The organism is Pantoea sp. XY16, from assembly GCF_025153065.1.
Classification (GTDB): Bacteria; Pseudomonadota; Gammaproteobacteria; order Enterobacterales; family Enterobacteriaceae; genus Pantoea; species Pantoea alfalfae.
Genome location: NZ_JANZNP010000005.1, coordinates 192,293 through 210,648, shown reverse-complemented (window position 1 = coordinate 210,648; position 18,356 = coordinate 192,293). Strand labels below are relative to the sequence as shown.

Genomic DNA, 18,356 nt, shown 5'->3' with positions numbered 1-18,356 from the left:
ATACGATATTTATTGCTGGAGTACAACGACACCAGTACGCGTTATTCAGTAACAATGTCACTCAAGATTGGCCCCGTTGCTGGCAATCACTTTCTTATACCACCAGAAAGACTTTTTGCGCGTGCGCGCCAGCGTGCCGTTACCCAGGTCGTCGCGGTCAACGTAGACGAAACCGTAGCGCTTGCTCATTTCACCGGTTGAGGCGGCAACCAGATCGATGCAGCCCCAGCTGGTGTAACCCATCACCGGCACGCCATCTTCAATGGCATCGCCCATGGCGCGGATGTGTTCACGCAGATAGCTGATACGATAATCATCATTGATCTCGCCATTCGCGTCGATTTCATCGCGCGCCCCCAGGCCATTCTCTACCAGGAAAAGTGGCTTCTGGTAACGGTCATACATCATATTCATAGTAATGCGTAAGCCCAGTGGATCGATGCCCCAGCCCCACTCACTGCGTGGCACATGGGGATTGGTCAGGGATTTCACCACATTGGCTGCGCTGCTGTTCTGTTCGTTCATTTCCGCCGAGGCGCAGCGAGAGGCGTAATAACTGAACGAGACAAAGTCGACGCTATTTTTCAGGATATCGGCATCGCCATCAGCGATCTCAAGCGTAACGCCTTTTTCCCGGAACACGCGGGCGGCGTAAGCCGGATAGGCACCGCGTGCCTGCACATCAATGAAGAACAGGTTTTCACGATCCTTCTCCAGCGCCGCCCAGACATCCTCTGGTTTACTGGACCACGGATAAAAGTTGCCGCCTGCCAGCATACAGCCGATCTGATTCGCTGGATTCACTTCATGCGCGATCCGCGTAACCAGCGCGCTGGCAACCAGTTCGTGATGCGCCGCCTGATACTTCACCTGCTCCTTATTCTCACCCGGTTCGAACACCAGACCCGCACCGGAAAACGGGCTGTGCAGCAGGATATTGATCTCGTTAAAGGTTAGCCAGTATTTCACCAGGCCATCAAACGCCTCGAAACAGCTGCGGGCATAGCGGGCAAAGAAGTCGACCATTTTGCGATTGCGCCATGAGCCATATTCGGTCACCAGATGCATCGGCACATCGAAATGACAGAGCGTAACCAGCGGTTCGATATTATATTTCCGGCACTCCTCAAAGACGGCACGGTAAAAAGCGATGCCCTCCGGATTGGGCGTCAGTTCATCACCGTTTGGATAGAGGCGGCTCCAGGCAATTGACGTGCGAAATACGCTGAATCCCATTTCCGCCATCAGCGCAATATCTTCCGGATAGCGATGATAGAAATCAATGGCATCATGGCTGGGATAAAATTCATCATCCCGCAGCGTAAAGCGCTTTTCCAGACCCAGTTTGACCGCCAGTCGGTGTGGGCCATGCGGGATCATATCGACGGTGGTTGCGCCCTTTCCGCCCTCACGAAAACCGCCTTCACTCTGATTGGCGGCTAACGCGCCGCCCCATAAAAATCCTTGCGGGAACCTTGAATCAGACATGCAATCCTCTTTTCCGGGTCAGAATGACCCTTTCCTTTAGTGGCTATTAATCGCGTTGGTGCGTTCGGTAAGCGGCGCGGGATGCGCGGCGGTAGCGGATTCGGATTTCGTTTCAGTTTCCGCTTCAGGAATATCTTCAAACCCTAACAGCAGCGTCAGCACAAACGACAGCACCACCGACAACACCATAACCGCACCGACCCAGACGATACTGATGGGATTGCTGGGGTCAAAAAACTGAACGCTGGTGAAAAGACCCGGTGAGGCCATTGAGTGGCTGGCCAGCCCGCCAATGCCCGCGACCGCGCCGCAGATAAAACCGCTGATCAGACAGGCGATCAGCGGACGTTTCAGACGAACCGCCACACCATACAGCGCCGGTTCAGAAATGCCTGCAATGATGGCAGACGCTGCTGCTGCCAGTGCCGTCTGACGCAGTTCGCGGTTTTTGGTGCGGAACGCCACTGCCAGCGACGATCCGCCCAGCGAGAGATTGGCACCAATTTCTGACGGCATCACCATGCCCTCTTTGCCGGTTTCAGCAATGGTCTGGATAATGGTCGGTGTGAACACACGATGCATCCCGGTCATCACCAGCAGCGGCCAGATGGCACCCATAATCGCGACGGAAAGCCAGCCAAGATAGCCATGCACGGTGTAAACCAGCGCAGAGATGCCGCTGCCGATCCAGATGCCAATCGGGCCAATCAGCACAATCGCGATAGGGGCAGCAATCAGCACAATCAACATCGGTTTCAGAAAGTTTTTGGTAACGGCCGGGGTAATACGGTCCACGCCGCGCTCGATGTGCGACAGAATCCAGGTCATCACCAGTGCCGGGATCACCGTGTAGGTATATTTCACCGCCGTCACCGGAATGAAAGCGAATTCAACGTGCTGGCCCTGCGCCGCTTTTGCCATCAGCTCAACAAAATTGGGATGCACCAGTACGCCAGCAATCGCGATCGCCAGCGACATATTGGTTTTGAATTTCAGCGCCGCAGAGGCTGCCACCATGACAGGCAGAAAGAAGAATGCGCCGTCGCCAATCACGTTGAGGATCACCAGCGTTGACGAACCTTTCTCAAACACGCCAGCCATATCCAGAATCATCGCCAGCAGCTTAACCATCGACCCGCCAATAATCGCCGGGATGAGTGGTGACATGGTGCCCACCAGCGCATCCAGAATGCCCGCGCCGATGCTTCGCAGGGTGATTTTGCGCTTCACCGGTTCAGGGGCTACCGCACCGGGCGATCCCAGTGCCAGTACCGCCTGGTAAGCCTGAGAGACGTTATTGCCAATGATCACCTGGCACTGCGTGTCGTTGTGCACCACACCCATGACACCTTTAATCGCTTTGAGGCGGGGATAGTCGACCCGAGTTTCATCTTTCACCACAAACCGCAGACGCGTCATGCAGTGAGTGACAGCTTCGATATTGGTGAGGCCGCCTAGCGCATCGACAATGGCGCGTGACACCTCGGCATAGTTCATGGGCATGATCGTTCTTCTCTGTAGGGTAAATCGGTTAGCATTTTTATGTTTTTAGCGGCTGCTATCAGGTAAATAGGAAACCGATTTCACAAAATCATGAAGTGCTTTCTTTGAGCCGACAAGGGGATAAATCAGCCAGATTTCTTTTTTGTGAACTTCATCACTCCCAGCGAATCAGGTATTTGCGCCAGCGGACAGGGTAAATATTTCCAATATTGAGAGGCTTGGGTAGACTGCAGAGCGACGCAGCGAGGGAAATTCACCATGGCAACGATTCAGGAAGTGGCAGAGAGAGCAGGCGTCTCAAAAGCGACAGTGTCACGTGTGCTTTCTGGCAATGGCTATGTCGGGCAGGAGAAGCGTGAAAGGGTGTTAAAAGCGATTGCCGAAACCGGCTACCGTCCCAATCTGCTGGCCCGCAACCTGGCGACTAAAACGTCTCAGACCATCGGACTGGTGATCACCAATACGCTCTATAGCGGCAGCTATTTCACTGAGTTGATGGCGCACTCCGCACGCATCATGGAGCAGCAGGGCCGCCAGCTGATTCTGGCAGATGGTAAACACACCGCTGAGCAGGAAGAAGCGGCGATTCAGTTTTTGCTCGACCTGCGCTGTGACGGCATCATTATCTACCCGCGCTTTCTGAGTATCGACGCGCTGGATGCGATTATCTCCCGCCATAAACAGCCGATACTGGTCATTAACCGGCGGCTACGCGTCAACCAGAGCTACTGCATTTACAGCGATCAGCATACCAGCAGCGCGAAAGCGGTGAGCCATCTGCTGAGTCAGGGACATCGCGATATCGCGTTTATCACCGGTTCGCTGGATTCCCCGACCGGCGTCGAGCGTCTTTCCGGCTATCGCGCTGCGCTGGCTGCTAAAGGTATTGAAGCCGACGACCGCCGTATTGTGGCTGGGAAATGGACGGCGCAAAGCGGCATGGCGGCAATGGACTGTCTGCTGGACCGCAACGTCCCCTTTACTGCGCTGGTGGCGAGTAATGATGAGATGGCGATTGGTGCCATCAAGCGGTTGACCGAATGTGGCATCGCGGTGCCCGATCGGGTATCGGTGATAGGCTTCGATGATATTCCGCTGGCACCTTATATCACGCCGTCTTTATCCAGTATGAAGCTGCCGGTGACGGAGATGATCGATGAAACGATTAACCGCCTGCTGACCATGCTGGATGGCGGTGACTGGCACAGTCAGGCGCCTTTTACGGCCAGCCTGATGCTGCGCGATTCCGTTACTAAAGGCCCCTGGTCCGCTTAATTTGACGCGATTTGTATCACCTCAATGGCCTGTTCCCTGAGGTGTGCGATGGTTCCGGCATCCAGCGTCTCATCGGTAATCACATGGCCGACCTGGTAACCGGATGAGAGCGGATAAGGGCGAATCTGCCCGAATTTAGAGGAATCGGTCAGGGCATAGCTTTCAGCACCTTTCGCCAGCACGGCATCCACCACATCACAGCGCAGCATATTGCGGCCGGTGAAACCGGTCTCCGGGTGCCAGCCATCCACACCCACAAACGCTCTGTGAAAATGGACCTGCTGAATAGAGTAACGCGTCAGCGGGCCTACCACCGACTCACTGCTTTTCTGCAGCAATCCACCCAGCACAATCACTTCACAGGTGGCGTCCCGCAGAAGCTGGGCGATATAGTGGCTGACGGTAATCAGTGTGAGATCGGCACGGTCAGCCAGCGCACGTGCCAGCAGCGCATTGGTACTGCCCCCTTCGATGAACACCGATTCACCCGGCTGCACCAGGCTGGCGGCGTGTTGCGCCAGCGCCTGCTTAGTGGCATAGCGGGTATTCATGCGGGTGCCGACATTGTCACTGTCCAGCGCCAGCGCGGAGCCATGCACCCGGCGCAGCAGCCGGTCGCGTTCCAGCAGCGTGAGATCCTGGCGCACCGTCACTTCAGAAACACCGGTCAGCTGCGCCAGTTCACTAACCGTTACGCTGCCCCGGCTGTTAACCATTTGAATAATCTGGTGATGTCGCGGATTCATAATTGGGTTTCGTCAGGAATAAAAGGAGCAGTGTATCAGGGAATCTCCCGCGCCGGTGCACAACGCGGGGTCAGGGTCAGTCTAAATCCAGTGAACAACGTCCGTTACTATTCAGATCTTCCGGCTTAAAACGTTGCTTCCACCCGGCTTCATAATCTTCCGGCGGAAAATCATCCGGCGAACGTCCCTGTTCCAGTGCCTGCGCAACCCGCCGGGCATAGGCGCGGTTTTTATCGCACATCGGCGCAGCGGGGATATACATCACATTGCCCCAGCCCTGCTGATCCTCCACCGGTGCAACAGAATGGATCACATCACAGTGCCACCATACTGAATCGCCCGCCTCCAGAGCCGGGATTGAACAGAGTCCGGCGATCAGGTGCGGATGCCACTGCGCATTGACAGGTAATACCCGACCCGGCGCGACGCCACAGAGTTCATCTTCAGGTACATCGGAAAGCAGCGGTCGCAGCAGAATATACGCCATCGCCTGGGGCACCGGCACCACATGCAGCAGACCCTGACCGGGGATCATATCGGAGAGTGCGGTCCAGCCCTGAAACGTGCGGAACACAGAACACTTAGTCGTGCCAGGCAGATCATACTCATCAACGTCGGTACGATGTGCCGCATCCCAGGGATCGTAAGCGGCAAAATCACCGTGAAACAGCTTGCTGAAAACCTGCTGATAAGCCGGCAGTAACCAGCGTTCCAGCGCACCGGAGTCGGTATGGGCACCTAATCCTTTCGACGTGGTGCCCGGCAAACGGCGACGGATGCGATCGGGATAGATGACGCTGACATTGGGATCAAACCACTGTTTGCCCTGAGAGTTAACTGTCCATAACCGGTTCAGAAAAGATTGCGCATCAGCCATTGCCGCACTCTGCCGCGCTTCCATCTGCGCCTGTGACCAGTAAATCGGATAGATTTCGGGACGTGAGGCAGCGAGCGTGCCGAAAAAGTCATCACCGGGACCGCGGTACTGCTCATCAAAACGGTTGTGATCCAGATAGTCGAGCATCGACTTATCCCACGCCAGCGCCTGGTCACGATCGAAGTGCTGCCTGATCACGACACAGCCGCGACATTTAATCAGTGAACGGGTTTCATCCGAAACCTTTCCTTCTGTAATGTCCTGCATCGGCACGATCGGCCAGGCAGTGCCGGTTCGCGTCTCGTCCGCTTTTGCTTCAGCAATTGCAGCAGTGATGTTATCGCACACCTGCTGGAAAAGGGCGTCCACGTCACCGATTTGCTGGCGTAACTGCTGTTTTATTTCGCGGATAGCGCGCTTAACGTCATCAGGCAAAGGTGTTGCTCGGGATTCATTACGCATTTCACACTCCTCACAATTTGGGGTTGAGTTACGAATGTAATTAAAATAACCTTCATTCGTAATTTACGGTCGAGGTTAACATCCTTTTAACGATAAAAAACGTGCGTTGTAACACAACTTCTTAACCGGAACGCTCTGAAAGCCGTTAGCAAAGTCACTATTTGCATTCTCATTAATCCACACAGCGAGTAAGCTTTATGAATCAAATCAATCAGCCGACAGGACAGAACGGCGAACGTAAAGGGGCAGGCGAGATGGCGGTTAAGATGATTGCGGTGGATATGGATGGCACCTTTCTGGACGATAATAAGCAGTACAACGTTCAGCGGTTTTCACGTCAGTATGCGCTGCTGAAGCAGAAGGGCATCCGTTTTGTGGTGGCCAGTGGTAATCAGTATTACCAGCTGCAGCGCTATTTTCCCGACATCAAAGATGAGATCGCTTTCGTGGCAGAAAATGGCGCCTGGGTCTCTGACTGCAATGAAGAGATTTTCTGTGGTGAGTTAGCGCAGGAGAAGGTGCACAAGATTCTCGATATTCTGGCACATGAACCGGACATCGCGGTGGTGGTGTGTGGACGGAAGGGTGCCTATATGCATTCTTCTGCCTCTGACGAGGTGATGGACCAGCTGGCAAACCACTATCATCGTCTGGAAAAGCGGGATGACCTCTATGCCATTGACGACACCATCTTCAAGTTTTCGCTTAAGCTGGAACATGAAGGGGTAGAGGCACTGCTGCAACGCCTGCATGCCCGTCTGGGCGAGCTGGAAAATATCATGCATCCGGTTTCCAGCGGCTTTGGTTTTATTGACCTCATCATTCCCGGTTGCCATAAAGCCCACGGCATCGCGCTGTTACAGGAAAAATGGGGCATCAGTGATTGTGAAGTGCTGGCGATTGGTGACAGCGCGAATGATATCGAGATGCTGCGCCAGGCCTGCTTCAGTTTCTCAATGGCGAATGCGGCCGACGCTGTCGCCGCCGTGGCACGCTACCAGACGCAGAGCAACAATGATGAAGGCGCGCTGAATGTGATTGCGCGCGTGCTGGCGCGTGAATTCCCGTTCGACTAAGAGGCGGTAACCTGCATAACGGACGGCGTGTTATCCGCCACTCTCCTGATGGCTGCGCGCATGATTTTCCATTTCATCCAGCGCAGCCTGATTCTCCAGTCCCCACTGATACATCTGCTCAATCGGCTGTGCGAAGGTATGGCCCAGCGCGGTGAGGCTGTATTCCACCTTTGGCGGCACCACCTGCCAGACATGGCGTGACACGAGGCCGCGTTGTTCCAGTTCACGCAGCGTCTGAATCAGCATCTTCTTCGAGATGCCCTGCAGACTACGCTCCAGTTCGCCCGTGCGCGCCCGATTGTCCGGCCAGTGAAAAAGCGCATGCAGCACCATTGTGCTCCACTTCACCGAAAACAGTTCCAGCAGGCGGCGCGGCGGTGAGTCCGCATAAAAACAGAGTTTCCCGTCAACCCAGACCGGCATAATCGCCATCCCATTTCATGGTAACCAAAAGGTAACTACTATCAAAAGCGGTTCCGTGTGTCTATAGTGTGCCGCTTTCTTTACGACCATCAGGTAAGAAGAGGCAACAGATGAAAATTAACGCGCTGGTCGCTACTCAGGCAGATCAACCGCTCCGGACAGGTGAGGTTGAGTTACGCGATCTGCAGGCTGATGATGTAAAAATTGAGATTCTCTACTGCGGCGTCTGCCACTCTGACCTGCATATGGCGCGCAATGAATGGGGCGTCAGCCGTTATCCGCTGGTGCCCGGTCACGAGATTGTGGGTCGCGTGATAGCAATAGGTGACAACGTCACTAAATTCTCTGTTGGAGAGACGGTTGGCGTTGGCGTGATGGTCGATTCCTGCCGGACGTGTCACTTTTGCCAGCAGCACGAAGAGCAGTACTGCGAGGCGGGTTTCACGCCGACCTACAACGGCACCGATAAATATACCGGCAACACGACGTTTGGCGGCTATGCGCAGCACGTTATCGCCGACCAGCATTTTGTGGTCGCAGTGCCGGATAATCTGGCGCTGAACGCGGTGGCTCCACTGCTGTGCGCTGGCGTGACCGTCTGGTCACCCTTACAGCACTTCAATGTTAAAGCAGGCGATCGTGTAGGGGTGGTCGGTCTGGGCGGACTGGGCCATATGGCGGTTAAGCTGGCCAGCGCGCTGGGTGCAGAAGTGACCCTGTTTACGACCTCTCCGGCGAAAGGGGCAGATGCGCGTCGGCTGGGTGCCAGTAACGTCGTGATCTCGCGAGACGCAGCCCAGATGGCAGGATGTCAGGCGTCGCTGGATATTATCCTCGACTGTGTTGCTGCCCCTCATGACCTCGATCCTTATCTCAGTACGCTGAAGACCAACGGTCAGCTGGTGCTGGTGGGGATACCCGATCAACCGCATCCGTCACCCAATGTCACGCCAATGGTGTTCCGCCGACTGAGTATTACGGGAACCTCGATCGGCAGCATTCAGGAGACACAGCAGATGCTCGACTTCTGTGGCATACACAACATCACGGCTGACGTAGAGATGATCACCGGTGAAGAGGTGGAGTCTGCTTTTGAACGCATGCTGACCAGCGATGTGAAATATCGTTTCGTTATCGATATGCAGAAAACCCGCTGGTGATTCGCCTGGCCCGCCGTAAAGGCGGGTCTTTTTCCCTCCGTCGGCAGAGGTGAACACGAAAAAAGTAAGGTTTATAGTTACAACATACTTTTAATTGTAAGCTTAACAGCGTGCCTGCATCAGCCCCGATACTCAGTTAATCTGACAGCAAAAGCCGGGCAAAAAAATACCCGGCTCGATGACCGGGTATCTGCATTGCTACCTGACGCTGTCAGCTAATCCTGCTTTTTATCCGCGTTACTCTTTTCGGGTTCATCCTGCTCAACTACATGAATAAACGGCTTGAGCAGCTGGATATCCAGAATCACATAAACCATCGTGCTGATGAAAAGCGAAATCACACTGCCAAAAACGCCGCTGGTGGTAAACGTCAGATAGTTATAAATCACCAGCCAGGTCACACAGATAAACAGTGCGAGCGAAATTGAAAGACTGGACACAGAGTAATTGCTGGTGCCGCCACCCTGAGTATGCGTTGCTTTAAACAGATTACCGATGGCGTACTTCTCCAGCACCAGAATACTTTTTTCCCAGTTACGCTGCTTCCGCGCGCTGGCGCGAGTGAGGAAGAGATAAAGAATGGAGATGAAGAAGCCCGAGAAGGCGATGAGCACCGGAATGGCTTCCAGCGCATATTCGATACTCTTATGCGCAGCGCTTCTGGTGCTAAGATCCAGCGTCAGCGAGGCACCCAGCGCAGCATATAAAAAGAGAAACAACAGCAGAAAAGTCAGGCTGCGCTTCCAGTCGCTGTCTGCCTCTGCATTCTTCTGCTGGATGGCCAGCTGAAGCGATTGCTGAATGTGTTGTGCCTCAAGTGAGTCTGTATCAAAGGTATCGCAGGGTGCAGCAAAGAAGTTGTGCATAAACAGCTCATCTTCTTTGTGAATAGTGATTTTCATCAGAAACCTGTGTACGGGAAATTTTCTCTATTCTAATCAGCACAGCATGAATTAACAGTAACTTCGCCCGTAAACCTGCAGCCCCATGCTGACTCAGCGGGATATCAGACCCAGAAGAGAGCTGAACAGCGAATCCGTTGCAAAGTTCTGCGCAGCGTTACCCTCATCGTGACGCAACTGCTGATAGCGCAAAAGCGCCGCATCAGCGTTATCAGCATTGACCACGTCCCATACTTCTTTATAGCCTTCCGCTACTAACCGGTCCTGCTGATCCTGGCTGACATGATTCACGGCCCTGACTGTCTGGTTTTTCTGGAACAGACGGTAAGCTGGCATGCTTATTTCTCCGCAGGGTTGTCCAGCGCTTTAAACTGCTTAATCGCGTCATTGATATTATTCGTTTCAACGGTCGCGATACAGCGATCGCCATTGAAAACTTCATAGCGGGCATTATGCAGTTGAAACAATAAATCCCTGCCACGAAAGTGTATACGTTTCTGCTTAACGCCAATCCCATGCCGCCGTAATAACGCCTGTGACAGACGATCGGTCTCTTTAATCATTCCTTCAGCTCCTCGGCAGTACGTGGTCACTACCAGTAAACCTGATGAACATTAGTTTTATATTAAGAGATAACCTTATTTTTAACAGGGCTAAGGCGCGCCTTTCAGAGAAATTACCTGATAGCAGGGACGTGAGGGAATATGAGCCTGCCATTTGCTGCGTTAATGGGGCCTGGATGCGGTACACTTGAGCGGACAATTTGCCACAGGACACGCCGCTATGAGCGATAAGAAGATGATTTCCATTGATCAGTTCAATGCTGATGAACGTCTGGCCGTCGAACAAACCTATAAAGGGCTGGCTGAAAAGTACCGTCAGCGAACCGGTAAAGAACCGGATAGTAAAAAAGAGAAAGAATTCAACAGCGAAGCCCGGCAGATGGTGATGACCAGCAAGCTGGAAAAGGAGAGAGCAAAGGCAGAAAAGGAGAAGAAAAAACCGGTTCGCAAAAAGAAACCTGAGTCACTCACCGCCAGTGAAGTCAGTGATTTCAGCTGGTCTGCCTCGATTGTCAAAGGCCGCAGATAGTCTGCTACCGCGCGCAACAAGTCGCGCGGCATTTTTTCGCCACAACTTCGCTCCAAAGAAATATGATTACGATCTGGTAATTTAACAGACAGGCAATAAGAACATTCTGTAAAAAGGTTTATCTTATTTTACTTAATGCCGATAAAATGCCTTACCTGTCGCTGCTTCAGTTCACCTATGAATTATTACACTCCTGATGATGTTCAACTGAAGCACCGCTCGATGCGATTTGTGCGTCGTATGTTCATGATGCGCCAACTCGGCACCGTTCTCTGTTTTTTGCCTATTCTGTCTGTTCTGATGGAGATGGGAAAAAGCACGGCACTTTGTGCTCTTCTGTGTACCAATGCCTTTATCTGGCCGTATATCGCTTACATAATGGCGTTACGATCACGCGACTCTACCGGCTTTGAGCGTAAGAATCTGACACTGGATGCCGCTTTTGGCGGCGTCTGGGTTGCTGCGATGGCCCTGAGTCCATTGCCCTCAATTATTATCATGGCGGTGCTGATCTCCGATCGTTACTCGGCAGGCGGCTGGGTTCAACTGAAATCTGCGCTGCAGGCCTTTCTGTTTGCCTTTGTGCTGGTCTGGTCAGCGGAAAAGGCTCCGCTGGTGCTGACGTTCAGTACCCGAACCGTCTGGCTGACACTGCCGCTGGCCAGCCTGTATCTGCTGGCACTCAGCGTGGTGTCATATAATCTGACGCTGAGTCTGCGCCAGAAGAACCGCGAGCTGGAACGCATTGCGCTAATGGATCCGGGCCTGAAAATCCCTAATCGTCGGCTGTTTGAGCGCCGGCTTGAAAGTGAGTTTTTGCGCACGCAGCGAGGCGAGGGCAAAGCCTGGTTAATGCTGCTGGATGTCGACCACTTCAAACAGGTTAATGATACCTATGGGCATGAAGCGGGTGACTTTCTGCTGACAGAGATTTCGGCACTGCTGCGTGACAGCGTCGGCCTGAAAGATGTGCCCGCCCGCTTTGGCGGTGATGAGTTGTGTGTGATCGTACGGGATGCGGATGAAACCAGCATCCTGCTGCTGGCAGAGCAGATCAGGCAGGGGATTGCCCTGTTGCGGCTGCCAGCGTCATCCACATTTCAGTGTTCGGTGAGTATTGGGATTGCAGCAGCACATGATGCGGCATCGATTCATGAGTGGCTGAGATGTGCTGATGAGGTGCTTTATCAGGTTAAGCGCGCCGGCCGCAACAATGTGAAGATATGGCATTCAGACTCGCTGAACATACTCAGTGCAGTCAGGAGCAAATGAAGAAGTCAGCCTGGGACGCGTCCTCAGGCTGAGTGATCAAATTGTCGGGTAGTCGCCAGTGCCTTCAGGCCACGGCGTCAGCAGATCGAAACCCTCTTCAGTGACGGCGATGGTATGTTCCCACTGCGCCGAGAGCGAGCGATCCCTGGTAACGACCGTCCAGCCATCTGACAGCACGCTGGTTCCGGCTTTACCGGCATTAATCATCGGTTCAATGGTAAAGATCATTCCTGCCTTCAGTGGCAGCCCTTCGCCTGGCGTGCCGTAATGCAGCACCTGTGGATCAGTGTGATAAATCTCACCCACGCCGTGACCGCAATATTCTCGCACTACAGAGAAACCAGCAGCTTCTGCAACACGCTGGATTGCCGCACCTACATCACCCAGTGTCGCGCCTGGACGGACCGTTTTGATCCCCGCAACCATCGATTGATAGGTAATCTCTACCAGACGTTTTGCACGTACTGACGGCGTGCCGACAAAATACATCCGGCTGGTATCGCCATACCAGCCATCTTTAATAACCGCCACATCGATATTAACGATATCGCCATCCTTAAGCTTTTTGCTGGCTGGTATACCGTGGCACACCACGTGATTGACCGACGTGCAGGTCGTGCGGGTATAGCCGTGGTAGCCGATGTTCGCGGGTGTCACCTTCAGTTCATTCACAATGAAGTCGTGACAGATATCATCCAGCTCTTCGGTGGTAATGCCGGGTCGAACGTGCGGTGTAATCATCGCCAGTACCTGAGCGGCAGCCTGTCCGGCTGCCCGCGCCATCTCAATCTCTGCGGCGGTATGAATTTTAACGGTGTTCATAACACGTCTCCTTGTGTGGTGAGGCGCTCTTTTTGGAGCATAGTGCGGATATCAGCGCCGCCGTCCAGTTCAAGCCGGACCAGCATCTGTGCCAGCTGGTGTTGGGTCTGCTGAGGATAGAGTTCAGCCAGCATACCGAGTTTGAGCCAGTGTTCTGCCTGTGCATTGATCGAACGGCTCATCGCCTGACTGGCGATGCGCAAATTTTCATGCATCAGGTCGGAGATCTTTACGATACCCATATGAGCCTTATATGAAACGTATATGTTTCGTATATAGTAACGCTAACGCAGTGGTTTGAAAAGAGGGGAAGATTCTCGCTCGCAGGAAATGTGGTACAACGTTTTTAACTACGACCGCTTATTTGATTTTAGGATAGAAAAATTTACTGTTTATACAGAGATGCGTTTGATCGGGTAACCGCAGTGCAGGCGCTCGACAAACTGTGTCTTTTCTTGAAGGTTCGCAGATGACTGATTAGATGAAATCAGGATTTTTATCAGGCGGTTGTGGATATAAAGTCTTTAGCCTTGATGGGACAAAATTTGATCAAACAACAGGGATGTAATGATGAAAAAAATAATTGCGTTGACTGCGGTATTAGCAGTTTCCGGATGCCACATGAGTACAAATCACATCCGACAGCAGGGAATCAAGACTCCAGATGCGTCAGAGATTAAAAGTCAGTGCGAAGCTCAGACACCACAGCATATTCAGGAGCGTGAAACGCAGCTCTGGCTCTGCCAGGCTGTAACAGCCATACAATATCGTTTTTTTGATGCAGATTCTTATCGCGGTAAAACATGTGATGTAAGGATCAGGCAGCCGGCAGGCGAGCCTCCGGTAAGCATCGACGTTCAGGCCGGAGATCCCGCTCTGTGTACGGCTGCTATTGAATCAATTAAACAAGCTGTAGAGGCTCAGACTTTTCCAATGAGATTCGCCTTTCTGAAAGACGAATTTCCGATACATTTCGCCCCGCAGTAAGCCTATACGACTATCGAAAGCGTTGAATATCAGATCGATATGCAGTAAGCCGTCGGCCAGCCAGAACTGATGCTATCACTATGTCGATCTCTGAAGTACTGCGATCAGATGCGGACCCGTAAAACGTGAGGTGCAGAGGTTTATCGCGATGCAGTTATCATTTGTCGCCAGTAGAATCTAAACCCTTCTTCCTGAACACTCGCCATTCATCCCAGCATTTTTCAGGGTTGATATCAAAATATCCGCGGCATTCTGCCATTGTAAAAGCAATATCGCTTGCCACTTCGATACAGGTGGCGCTATCCCTGATACTGCTGACTTCCTCTTCTGTAAGCGGGCTTCCTTTCTCATTCTCTTTTTTTAATAAGAGTGGAATGAGGGCAGGTATATAAACGAGGCTCATTTGTTATTTTCCTGATGGTTAAATATCACGCTGTGACTAAGAGCTGAAATCACACAGCGCCTTAATGATGTGCTGTACAGTGCAGTCGCCGGGTAACATCGATTCAGCGCCCTTCTTCTGTCGGCAGGGTCAGCAATCAATAATTATGTCCGGGGCAGAGAGGCAAGTTTGTTTAACCTGGCTTGCCATCAGAAAAGGTGAACACGGATCTGCTCAGGTTATTCCGTTCTCTGCATTCCCTTTACTATATTCTCGACAGCTGGCGCGATATCTTCAGCCAGAAAGTTGATATTTTGATCATGACTTAATCAACACCGGTCTATCCTTATGCCAGGAGGTACCTATGTGTGGACGGTTTGCGCAGTACAGTAGCAGAGACGATTACTTTGACTCTCTGGGACTGAAGCCCGATGAAATCATTTATGATCCGGAACCTATAGGGCGTTTCAATGTTGCGCCAGGCACCAACGTGCTGCTGCTCAATGAGCGGGATGATGAACTTCACCTGGACCCGGTTTACTGGGGCTACGATCCTGAGTGGTGGAATAAGCAGCCGCTAATCAATGCCCGGAGTGAAACAGCCCCAACCGGCCGTATGCGTATGTTTAAGCCGTTATGGGAGCAGGGACGAGCCATTGTACCTGCCGATGGCTGGTACGAGTGGAAGCGTGAGGGTGACAGGAAACAGCCATATTTTATCCACCACAAAGCGAAGGAACCGCTGTTTTTCGCCGCGATCGGCAGGGCGCCTTACGGTAAAGACCATGGACATGAGGGATTTGTTATCGTCACAGCGGCGAGCAACAAAGGCATGGTCGATATTCATGACCGCCGTCCACTGGTTTTACGGGCGGACGCGGTACGCGAATGGCTCGGTGCTGAAACCACACCCGGTCGGGCACAGGACATTGCACATGAGGCCGCCTTACCCGAGCAGGATTTCACCTGGCACCCTGTTTCAGCCAAAGTCGGTAATATCCATAATCAGGGCGAGATGCTTATTGAAGAGATAAATCCTGAAGGCACATGAAGCGCAGGTGAGATAGGCACACCGCAATCTGCCATGTTGATCGTTAATGAGTGTCATCACGCTGAAAAAAACGTTCAGCTTAATGGCGCTTGCGGTCACTCATTTTCACACCAAATACACAAAAGCCCAGTAAATCCTTGGCCTCATCTTCCACCCGGGTCACCATGACCAGATCGGACGAACCGTCAGGCAGCACAACCTCATAAGGGGGATAGGGAAGTCCTTTCAATCGGAATTCCTGCAGCCAGAGTAGTTTTTCAGCCTGAGACGGAATAACTTCATAAATATATTTATGGATAAGATCCTGCGGAGCCCAGCCGACCCGTTCGGCAAACGTGTCACTTGCATCAACGATCACCAGTTCCGGATTAAGAAAACAAATAGACGTGCCGGGAATCGCATACATGGATGAAATCTGATGCGCTCGCTGATCGAGGGAAAGGCGCGCAACCCGCCGCAGCGATCCTTTATCTGGTACTGCATTAAGCATCCGGCAGCTTTCCGCTCCTGAGACAGGTTTCCCGAACAAATAGCCCTGCGCATAGAGGCAACCTATACCCCGGAGCATTTCAGCCTGTTCTTCGGTTTCAACGCCCTCCGCGATCACATCCATATCAAGGCTTCGGCCCAGACCGGCGACGCTGGAAATGATTTTGCGGCTGTCTTTTTTGTGCAGCATGGAGCGAATAAAACTGCTGTCAATTTTAAGCGTGTTAACCGGTAACTGAATCAGCCAGGCGAGGCTGGAATAGCCTGTTCCAAAATCATCCATTGCAATCTTACAACCCATACGTGACAGGGCTTCAATCTCTGTCCGGGCGGTATTGATATCATTTAACAGGGCTGTTTCAGTTATCTCAATCTTCAACCTTGCAAGATCGAGCTGAAATTCACTGGCTGTATTCCTTATAATTTCAGTAAGATACCTGCCATCAAGCTGCGAAGGAGAAACATTCATCGATATAAACTGCTGTTCTGGCCATGTGGCAGCAACTTTGAAACCCTGTGCCATAAGGCTGAGCATCAGCTCGTCGAGCAGACCACTTCGCTCCATAGCCGGAATGAAGTCTGAAGGAGGCGTAACGATACCCTCCGGGGATATGTGCCGCGCGAGCATCTCAAACCCCATCACGCGCAAATCTTCCAGAGAAACTATCGGCTGAAAAAACGGGCGAAACTCGCCCAGCTTAATACGCTGTTGCAAACGTTCGCGCGTTTCATCATTTTCTACACCAGGTTTCATTTCATTCCCGTAAATACATAATTTTCAGCCTGTTAACGAAAATTTTTCTGCAATTCAGGCTTTATAAACTCAGCGAACTCTGTCGACAATCGCATACTGGTTTAATCTTTTTTCCAGCATAATCATTAAGATAAACAGCTTCATATGACGGCTTATCTCAATACTGGCTTACTGTTTAATTGGGCAATATTTTATTACATTTGCTGTGTGTTCATATCTTATGCTGGTGAGTAAGACTACTAATTCACTATCGTTATCGGCTTCGACTTACTTTTCATTATATCGTAATAGCATGACACCGACGTGGGTATTAACCCACATTCAAAATGGTCGCTTAGCTCAGAGCAGATGAATAAGGATAGGTGGGGGAAGTTACCTGTAATGTTCGTGGTCATAAAAGGATAAATAACGATACAGGCTGACAATGAATATTAGCAAAGGTAATGAGTCCCAAAGTTGTAAAACTGATAAAGCTTTTAATCATTAACGTTTAAATGTGTGCACAGCTGTCAAATAATGAGGTTTCTTAATGACCATTCATATCGTCATCCCAGATGATTATCAGTTTGCCACTCAAAAACTGGATTTTCTACATAGTGATAACAGCTTTCATTGCGCTGCTCTGGGCAATGTCAGCATGGACCCGATGGCAGAGAAATAGCTGTTATCGGCTGAAGCTTTGATATTTATCCGCGAAAGGACGGTTATTGACGAAGCCTTTCTGCGACGCACGCCACCTCTTAAATTGATCAGTCAGACGGGTAAGCTGACGAGAAATGTCGATAGTGATGCCTGCACGCGATCGGGTGTTGCCATTGTGGAAGGGAGTGCCTCACCGGTTGCGCCTGCTGAGCTAACCTGGTTGTTAATCATGGCTTCCCGCCGAAAATTTGTCTCGTCGGTGAATGCAATAGCCGAAGGGCACTGGCAGACAGAAATCGGATCTGCGATTCACAATCAGGTCATCGGCATTCTGGGCTATGGAAAATTGGTAAACGGCTTGCGTCCTATGCTGCCGTTTTTGGGATGCAGGTGCAGGTGCAGGTGCAGGTATGGGGAAGTTCGCGTGCGCAGGAAGAGGCACGAGCAGACGGATGGACGGTTCCCGAAAGTCGGGAGCAATTTTTCGCCACGCGCGATGTGTTAACCGTGCACCAGCGGCTGGTGGCTGCGACGCAAGGCAACATCACGCCAGCCGATCTCGCGCTGATGAAAACTGATGCGTTATTCGTCAATATCAGCCGGGCTGAACTGGTTCATGACGGCGCGTTGCACAATGCCCTGACACAGGGGCGGCCTGGATTTGCGGCGTTGGATGTTTACGAAGAGGAACCGCTTTACAACACCCGGCATCCTTACCTGCAGATGCCCAATGTACTGTGTACGCGGCACCTGGGATATGTTGAAAAGGCCAGCTATGCGCTCTATTTCAGAACGGCATTTGATAATGTTGCGCGTTATTTTAGCGGTGACAGGTCGCATGTGATTAATTTCTGACTCCTTTGCGAAACTTCAGGGTGTGACTCTTTGAAAAAAATTGCCAGTTCAGGGCCAGATAATTAAGCAAGTAACAGAATCAAATGCACAACGCGCCA

19 protein-coding genes and 1 pseudogene are annotated in these 18,356 nt (G+C 51.9%); 8 read left to right on the top strand and 12 right to left on the bottom strand.

Going from position 1 to position 18,356, the window contains the following annotated elements; genetic code table 11:
* Nucleotides 1-57: 57 nt before the first annotated feature.
* Nucleotides 58-1,488, bottom strand: coding sequence for a 6-phospho-beta-glucosidase (locus N1689_RS08755; protein WP_222925768.1), 1,431 nt, complete (start codon nt 1,486-1,488; stop codon nt 58-60).
* 36 nt (nt 1,489-1,524) lie between these two features.
* Nucleotides 1,525-2,991 carry a PTS cellobiose/arbutin/salicin transporter subunit IIBC gene (gene ascF / locus N1689_RS08750; protein WP_161736710.1) on the bottom strand — a complete coding sequence of 489 codons (1,467 nt, stop codon included), beginning with the start codon at nt 2,989-2,991 and terminating at the stop codon, nt 1,525-1,527.
* A gap of 258 nt (nt 2,992-3,249) precedes the next feature.
* On the opposite strand from ascF, the gene N1689_RS08745 reads away from it, so the two are divergent.
* On the top strand, nt 3,250-4,266 hold the full coding sequence (locus N1689_RS08745) for a LacI family DNA-binding transcriptional regulator (protein WP_222925769.1): 1,017 nt from the start codon (nt 3,250-3,252) through the stop codon (nt 4,264-4,266).
* Here the strand turns inward: N1689_RS08745 and N1689_RS08740 are convergent.
* Nucleotides 4,263-5,012, bottom strand: a complete 750-nt coding sequence (locus N1689_RS08740) for a DNA-binding transcriptional regulator YciT (protein ID WP_161736708.1) — start codon at nt 5,010-5,012, stop codon at nt 4,263-4,265. The two genes, N1689_RS08745 and N1689_RS08740, sit on opposite strands and share 4 nt — an antisense overlap.
* Nucleotides 5,013-5,088: 76 nt before the next feature.
* A complete protein-coding gene (locus N1689_RS08735; protein WP_260058600.1) occupies nt 5,089-6,351 on the bottom strand; it encodes a DUF1479 domain-containing protein in 1,263 nt (420 codons plus the stop codon).
* Nucleotides 6,352-6,605: 254 nt separating this feature from the next.
* Here N1689_RS08735 and N1689_RS08730 point away from each other — a divergent pair, with 254 nt between their 5' ends.
* Entirely contained in the window at nt 6,606-7,427 is an 822-nt protein-coding gene (locus N1689_RS08730) for a Cof-type HAD-IIB family hydrolase (RefSeq protein ID WP_222925796.1), read from the top strand.
* A 30-nt stretch (nt 7,428-7,457) separates the two neighbouring features.
* Here the strand turns inward: N1689_RS08730 and N1689_RS08725 are convergent, their stop codons facing one another.
* The gene (locus N1689_RS08725) at nt 7,458-7,850 is read right to left on the bottom strand and encodes a helix-turn-helix domain-containing protein (protein WP_150037431.1); all 393 of its coding nucleotides are present in this window, start codon (nt 7,848-7,850) and stop codon (nt 7,458-7,460) included.
* A gap of 110 nt (nt 7,851-7,960) precedes the next feature.
* Here N1689_RS08725 and N1689_RS08720 point away from each other — a divergent pair, with 110 nt between their 5' ends.
* Nucleotides 7,961-9,010 carry an NAD(P)-dependent alcohol dehydrogenase gene (locus N1689_RS08720; protein WP_260058598.1) on the top strand — a complete coding sequence of 350 codons (1,050 nt, stop codon included), beginning with the start codon at nt 7,961-7,963 and terminating at the stop codon, nt 9,008-9,010.
* Nucleotides 9,011-9,225: 215 nt separating this feature from the next.
* Here the strand turns inward: N1689_RS08720 and N1689_RS08715 are convergent, their stop codons facing one another.
* From N1689_RS08715 to N1689_RS08705, 3 genes are all read right to left on the bottom strand, one after another.
* Entirely contained in the window at nt 9,226-9,912 is a 687-nt protein-coding gene (locus tag N1689_RS08715) for a hypothetical protein (protein ID WP_161736705.1), read from the bottom strand.
* Nucleotides 9,913-10,005: 93 nt separating this feature from the next.
* Nucleotides 10,006-10,248, bottom strand: coding sequence for a hypothetical protein (locus tag N1689_RS08710; RefSeq protein ID WP_161736704.1), 243 nt, complete (start codon nt 10,246-10,248; stop codon nt 10,006-10,008).
* Nucleotides 10,249-10,250: 2 nt separating this feature from the next.
* A complete protein-coding gene (locus N1689_RS08705; RefSeq protein WP_161736703.1) occupies nt 10,251-10,475 on the bottom strand; it encodes a hypothetical protein in 225 nt (74 codons plus the stop codon).
* Between the two features lie 220 nt (nt 10,476-10,695).
* Here N1689_RS08705 and N1689_RS08700 point away from each other — a divergent pair, with 220 nt between their 5' ends.
* A complete protein-coding gene (locus tag N1689_RS08700; RefSeq protein WP_161736702.1) occupies nt 10,696-11,004 on the top strand; it encodes a hypothetical protein in 309 nt (102 codons plus the stop codon).
* 177 nt (nt 11,005-11,181) lie between these two features.
* On the top strand, nt 11,182-12,276 hold the full coding sequence (locus N1689_RS08695) for a sensor domain-containing diguanylate cyclase (RefSeq protein ID WP_260058596.1): 1,095 nt from the start codon (nt 11,182-11,184) through the stop codon (nt 12,274-12,276).
* A 36-nt stretch (nt 12,277-12,312) separates the two neighbouring features.
* On the opposite strand, the gene map is transcribed toward N1689_RS08695, so the two are convergent.
* A complete protein-coding gene (gene map, locus N1689_RS08690) occupies nt 12,313-13,098 on the bottom strand; it encodes a type I methionyl aminopeptidase (RefSeq protein WP_260058594.1) in 786 nt (261 codons plus the stop codon).
* Nucleotides 13,095-13,340, bottom strand: coding sequence for a ParD-like family protein (locus N1689_RS08685; protein ID WP_161736699.1), 246 nt, complete (start codon nt 13,338-13,340; stop codon nt 13,095-13,097). Before N1689_RS08685 ends, map begins: the two co-directional genes overlap by 4 nt.
* A gap of 325 nt (nt 13,341-13,665) precedes the next feature.
* Here N1689_RS08685 and N1689_RS08680 point away from each other — a divergent pair, with 325 nt between their 5' ends.
* Nucleotides 13,666-14,085, top strand: coding sequence for a cell envelope integrity TolA C-terminal domain-containing protein (locus N1689_RS08680; RefSeq protein WP_260058592.1), 420 nt, complete (start codon nt 13,666-13,668; stop codon nt 14,083-14,085).
* A gap of 157 nt (nt 14,086-14,242) precedes the next feature.
* Here the strand turns inward: N1689_RS08680 and N1689_RS08675 are convergent, their stop codons facing one another.
* Nucleotides 14,243-14,488, bottom strand: a complete 246-nt coding sequence (locus N1689_RS08675; protein ID WP_161736698.1) for a hypothetical protein — start codon at nt 14,486-14,488, stop codon at nt 14,243-14,245.
* A 343-nt stretch (nt 14,489-14,831) separates the two neighbouring features.
* Between N1689_RS08675 and N1689_RS08670 the strand changes: the two genes are divergently transcribed.
* Entirely contained in the window at nt 14,832-15,518 is a 687-nt protein-coding gene (locus N1689_RS08670; protein ID WP_260058591.1) for an SOS response-associated peptidase family protein, read from the top strand.
* Nucleotides 15,519-15,597: 79 nt separating this feature from the next.
* Here N1689_RS08670 and N1689_RS08665 read toward each other — a convergent pair whose 3' ends face one another.
* The gene (locus N1689_RS08665; protein WP_222925775.1) at nt 15,598-16,761 is read right to left on the bottom strand and encodes an EAL domain-containing protein; all 1,164 of its coding nucleotides are present in this window, start codon (nt 16,759-16,761) and stop codon (nt 15,598-15,600) included.
* A 529-nt stretch (nt 16,762-17,290) separates the two neighbouring features.
* Between N1689_RS08665 and N1689_RS08660 the strand changes: the two are divergent.
* Nucleotides 17,291-18,258 (top strand): annotated as a pseudogene (locus N1689_RS08660) (D-2-hydroxyacid dehydrogenase family protein).
* Nucleotides 18,259-18,356 lie beyond the last annotated feature (98 nt).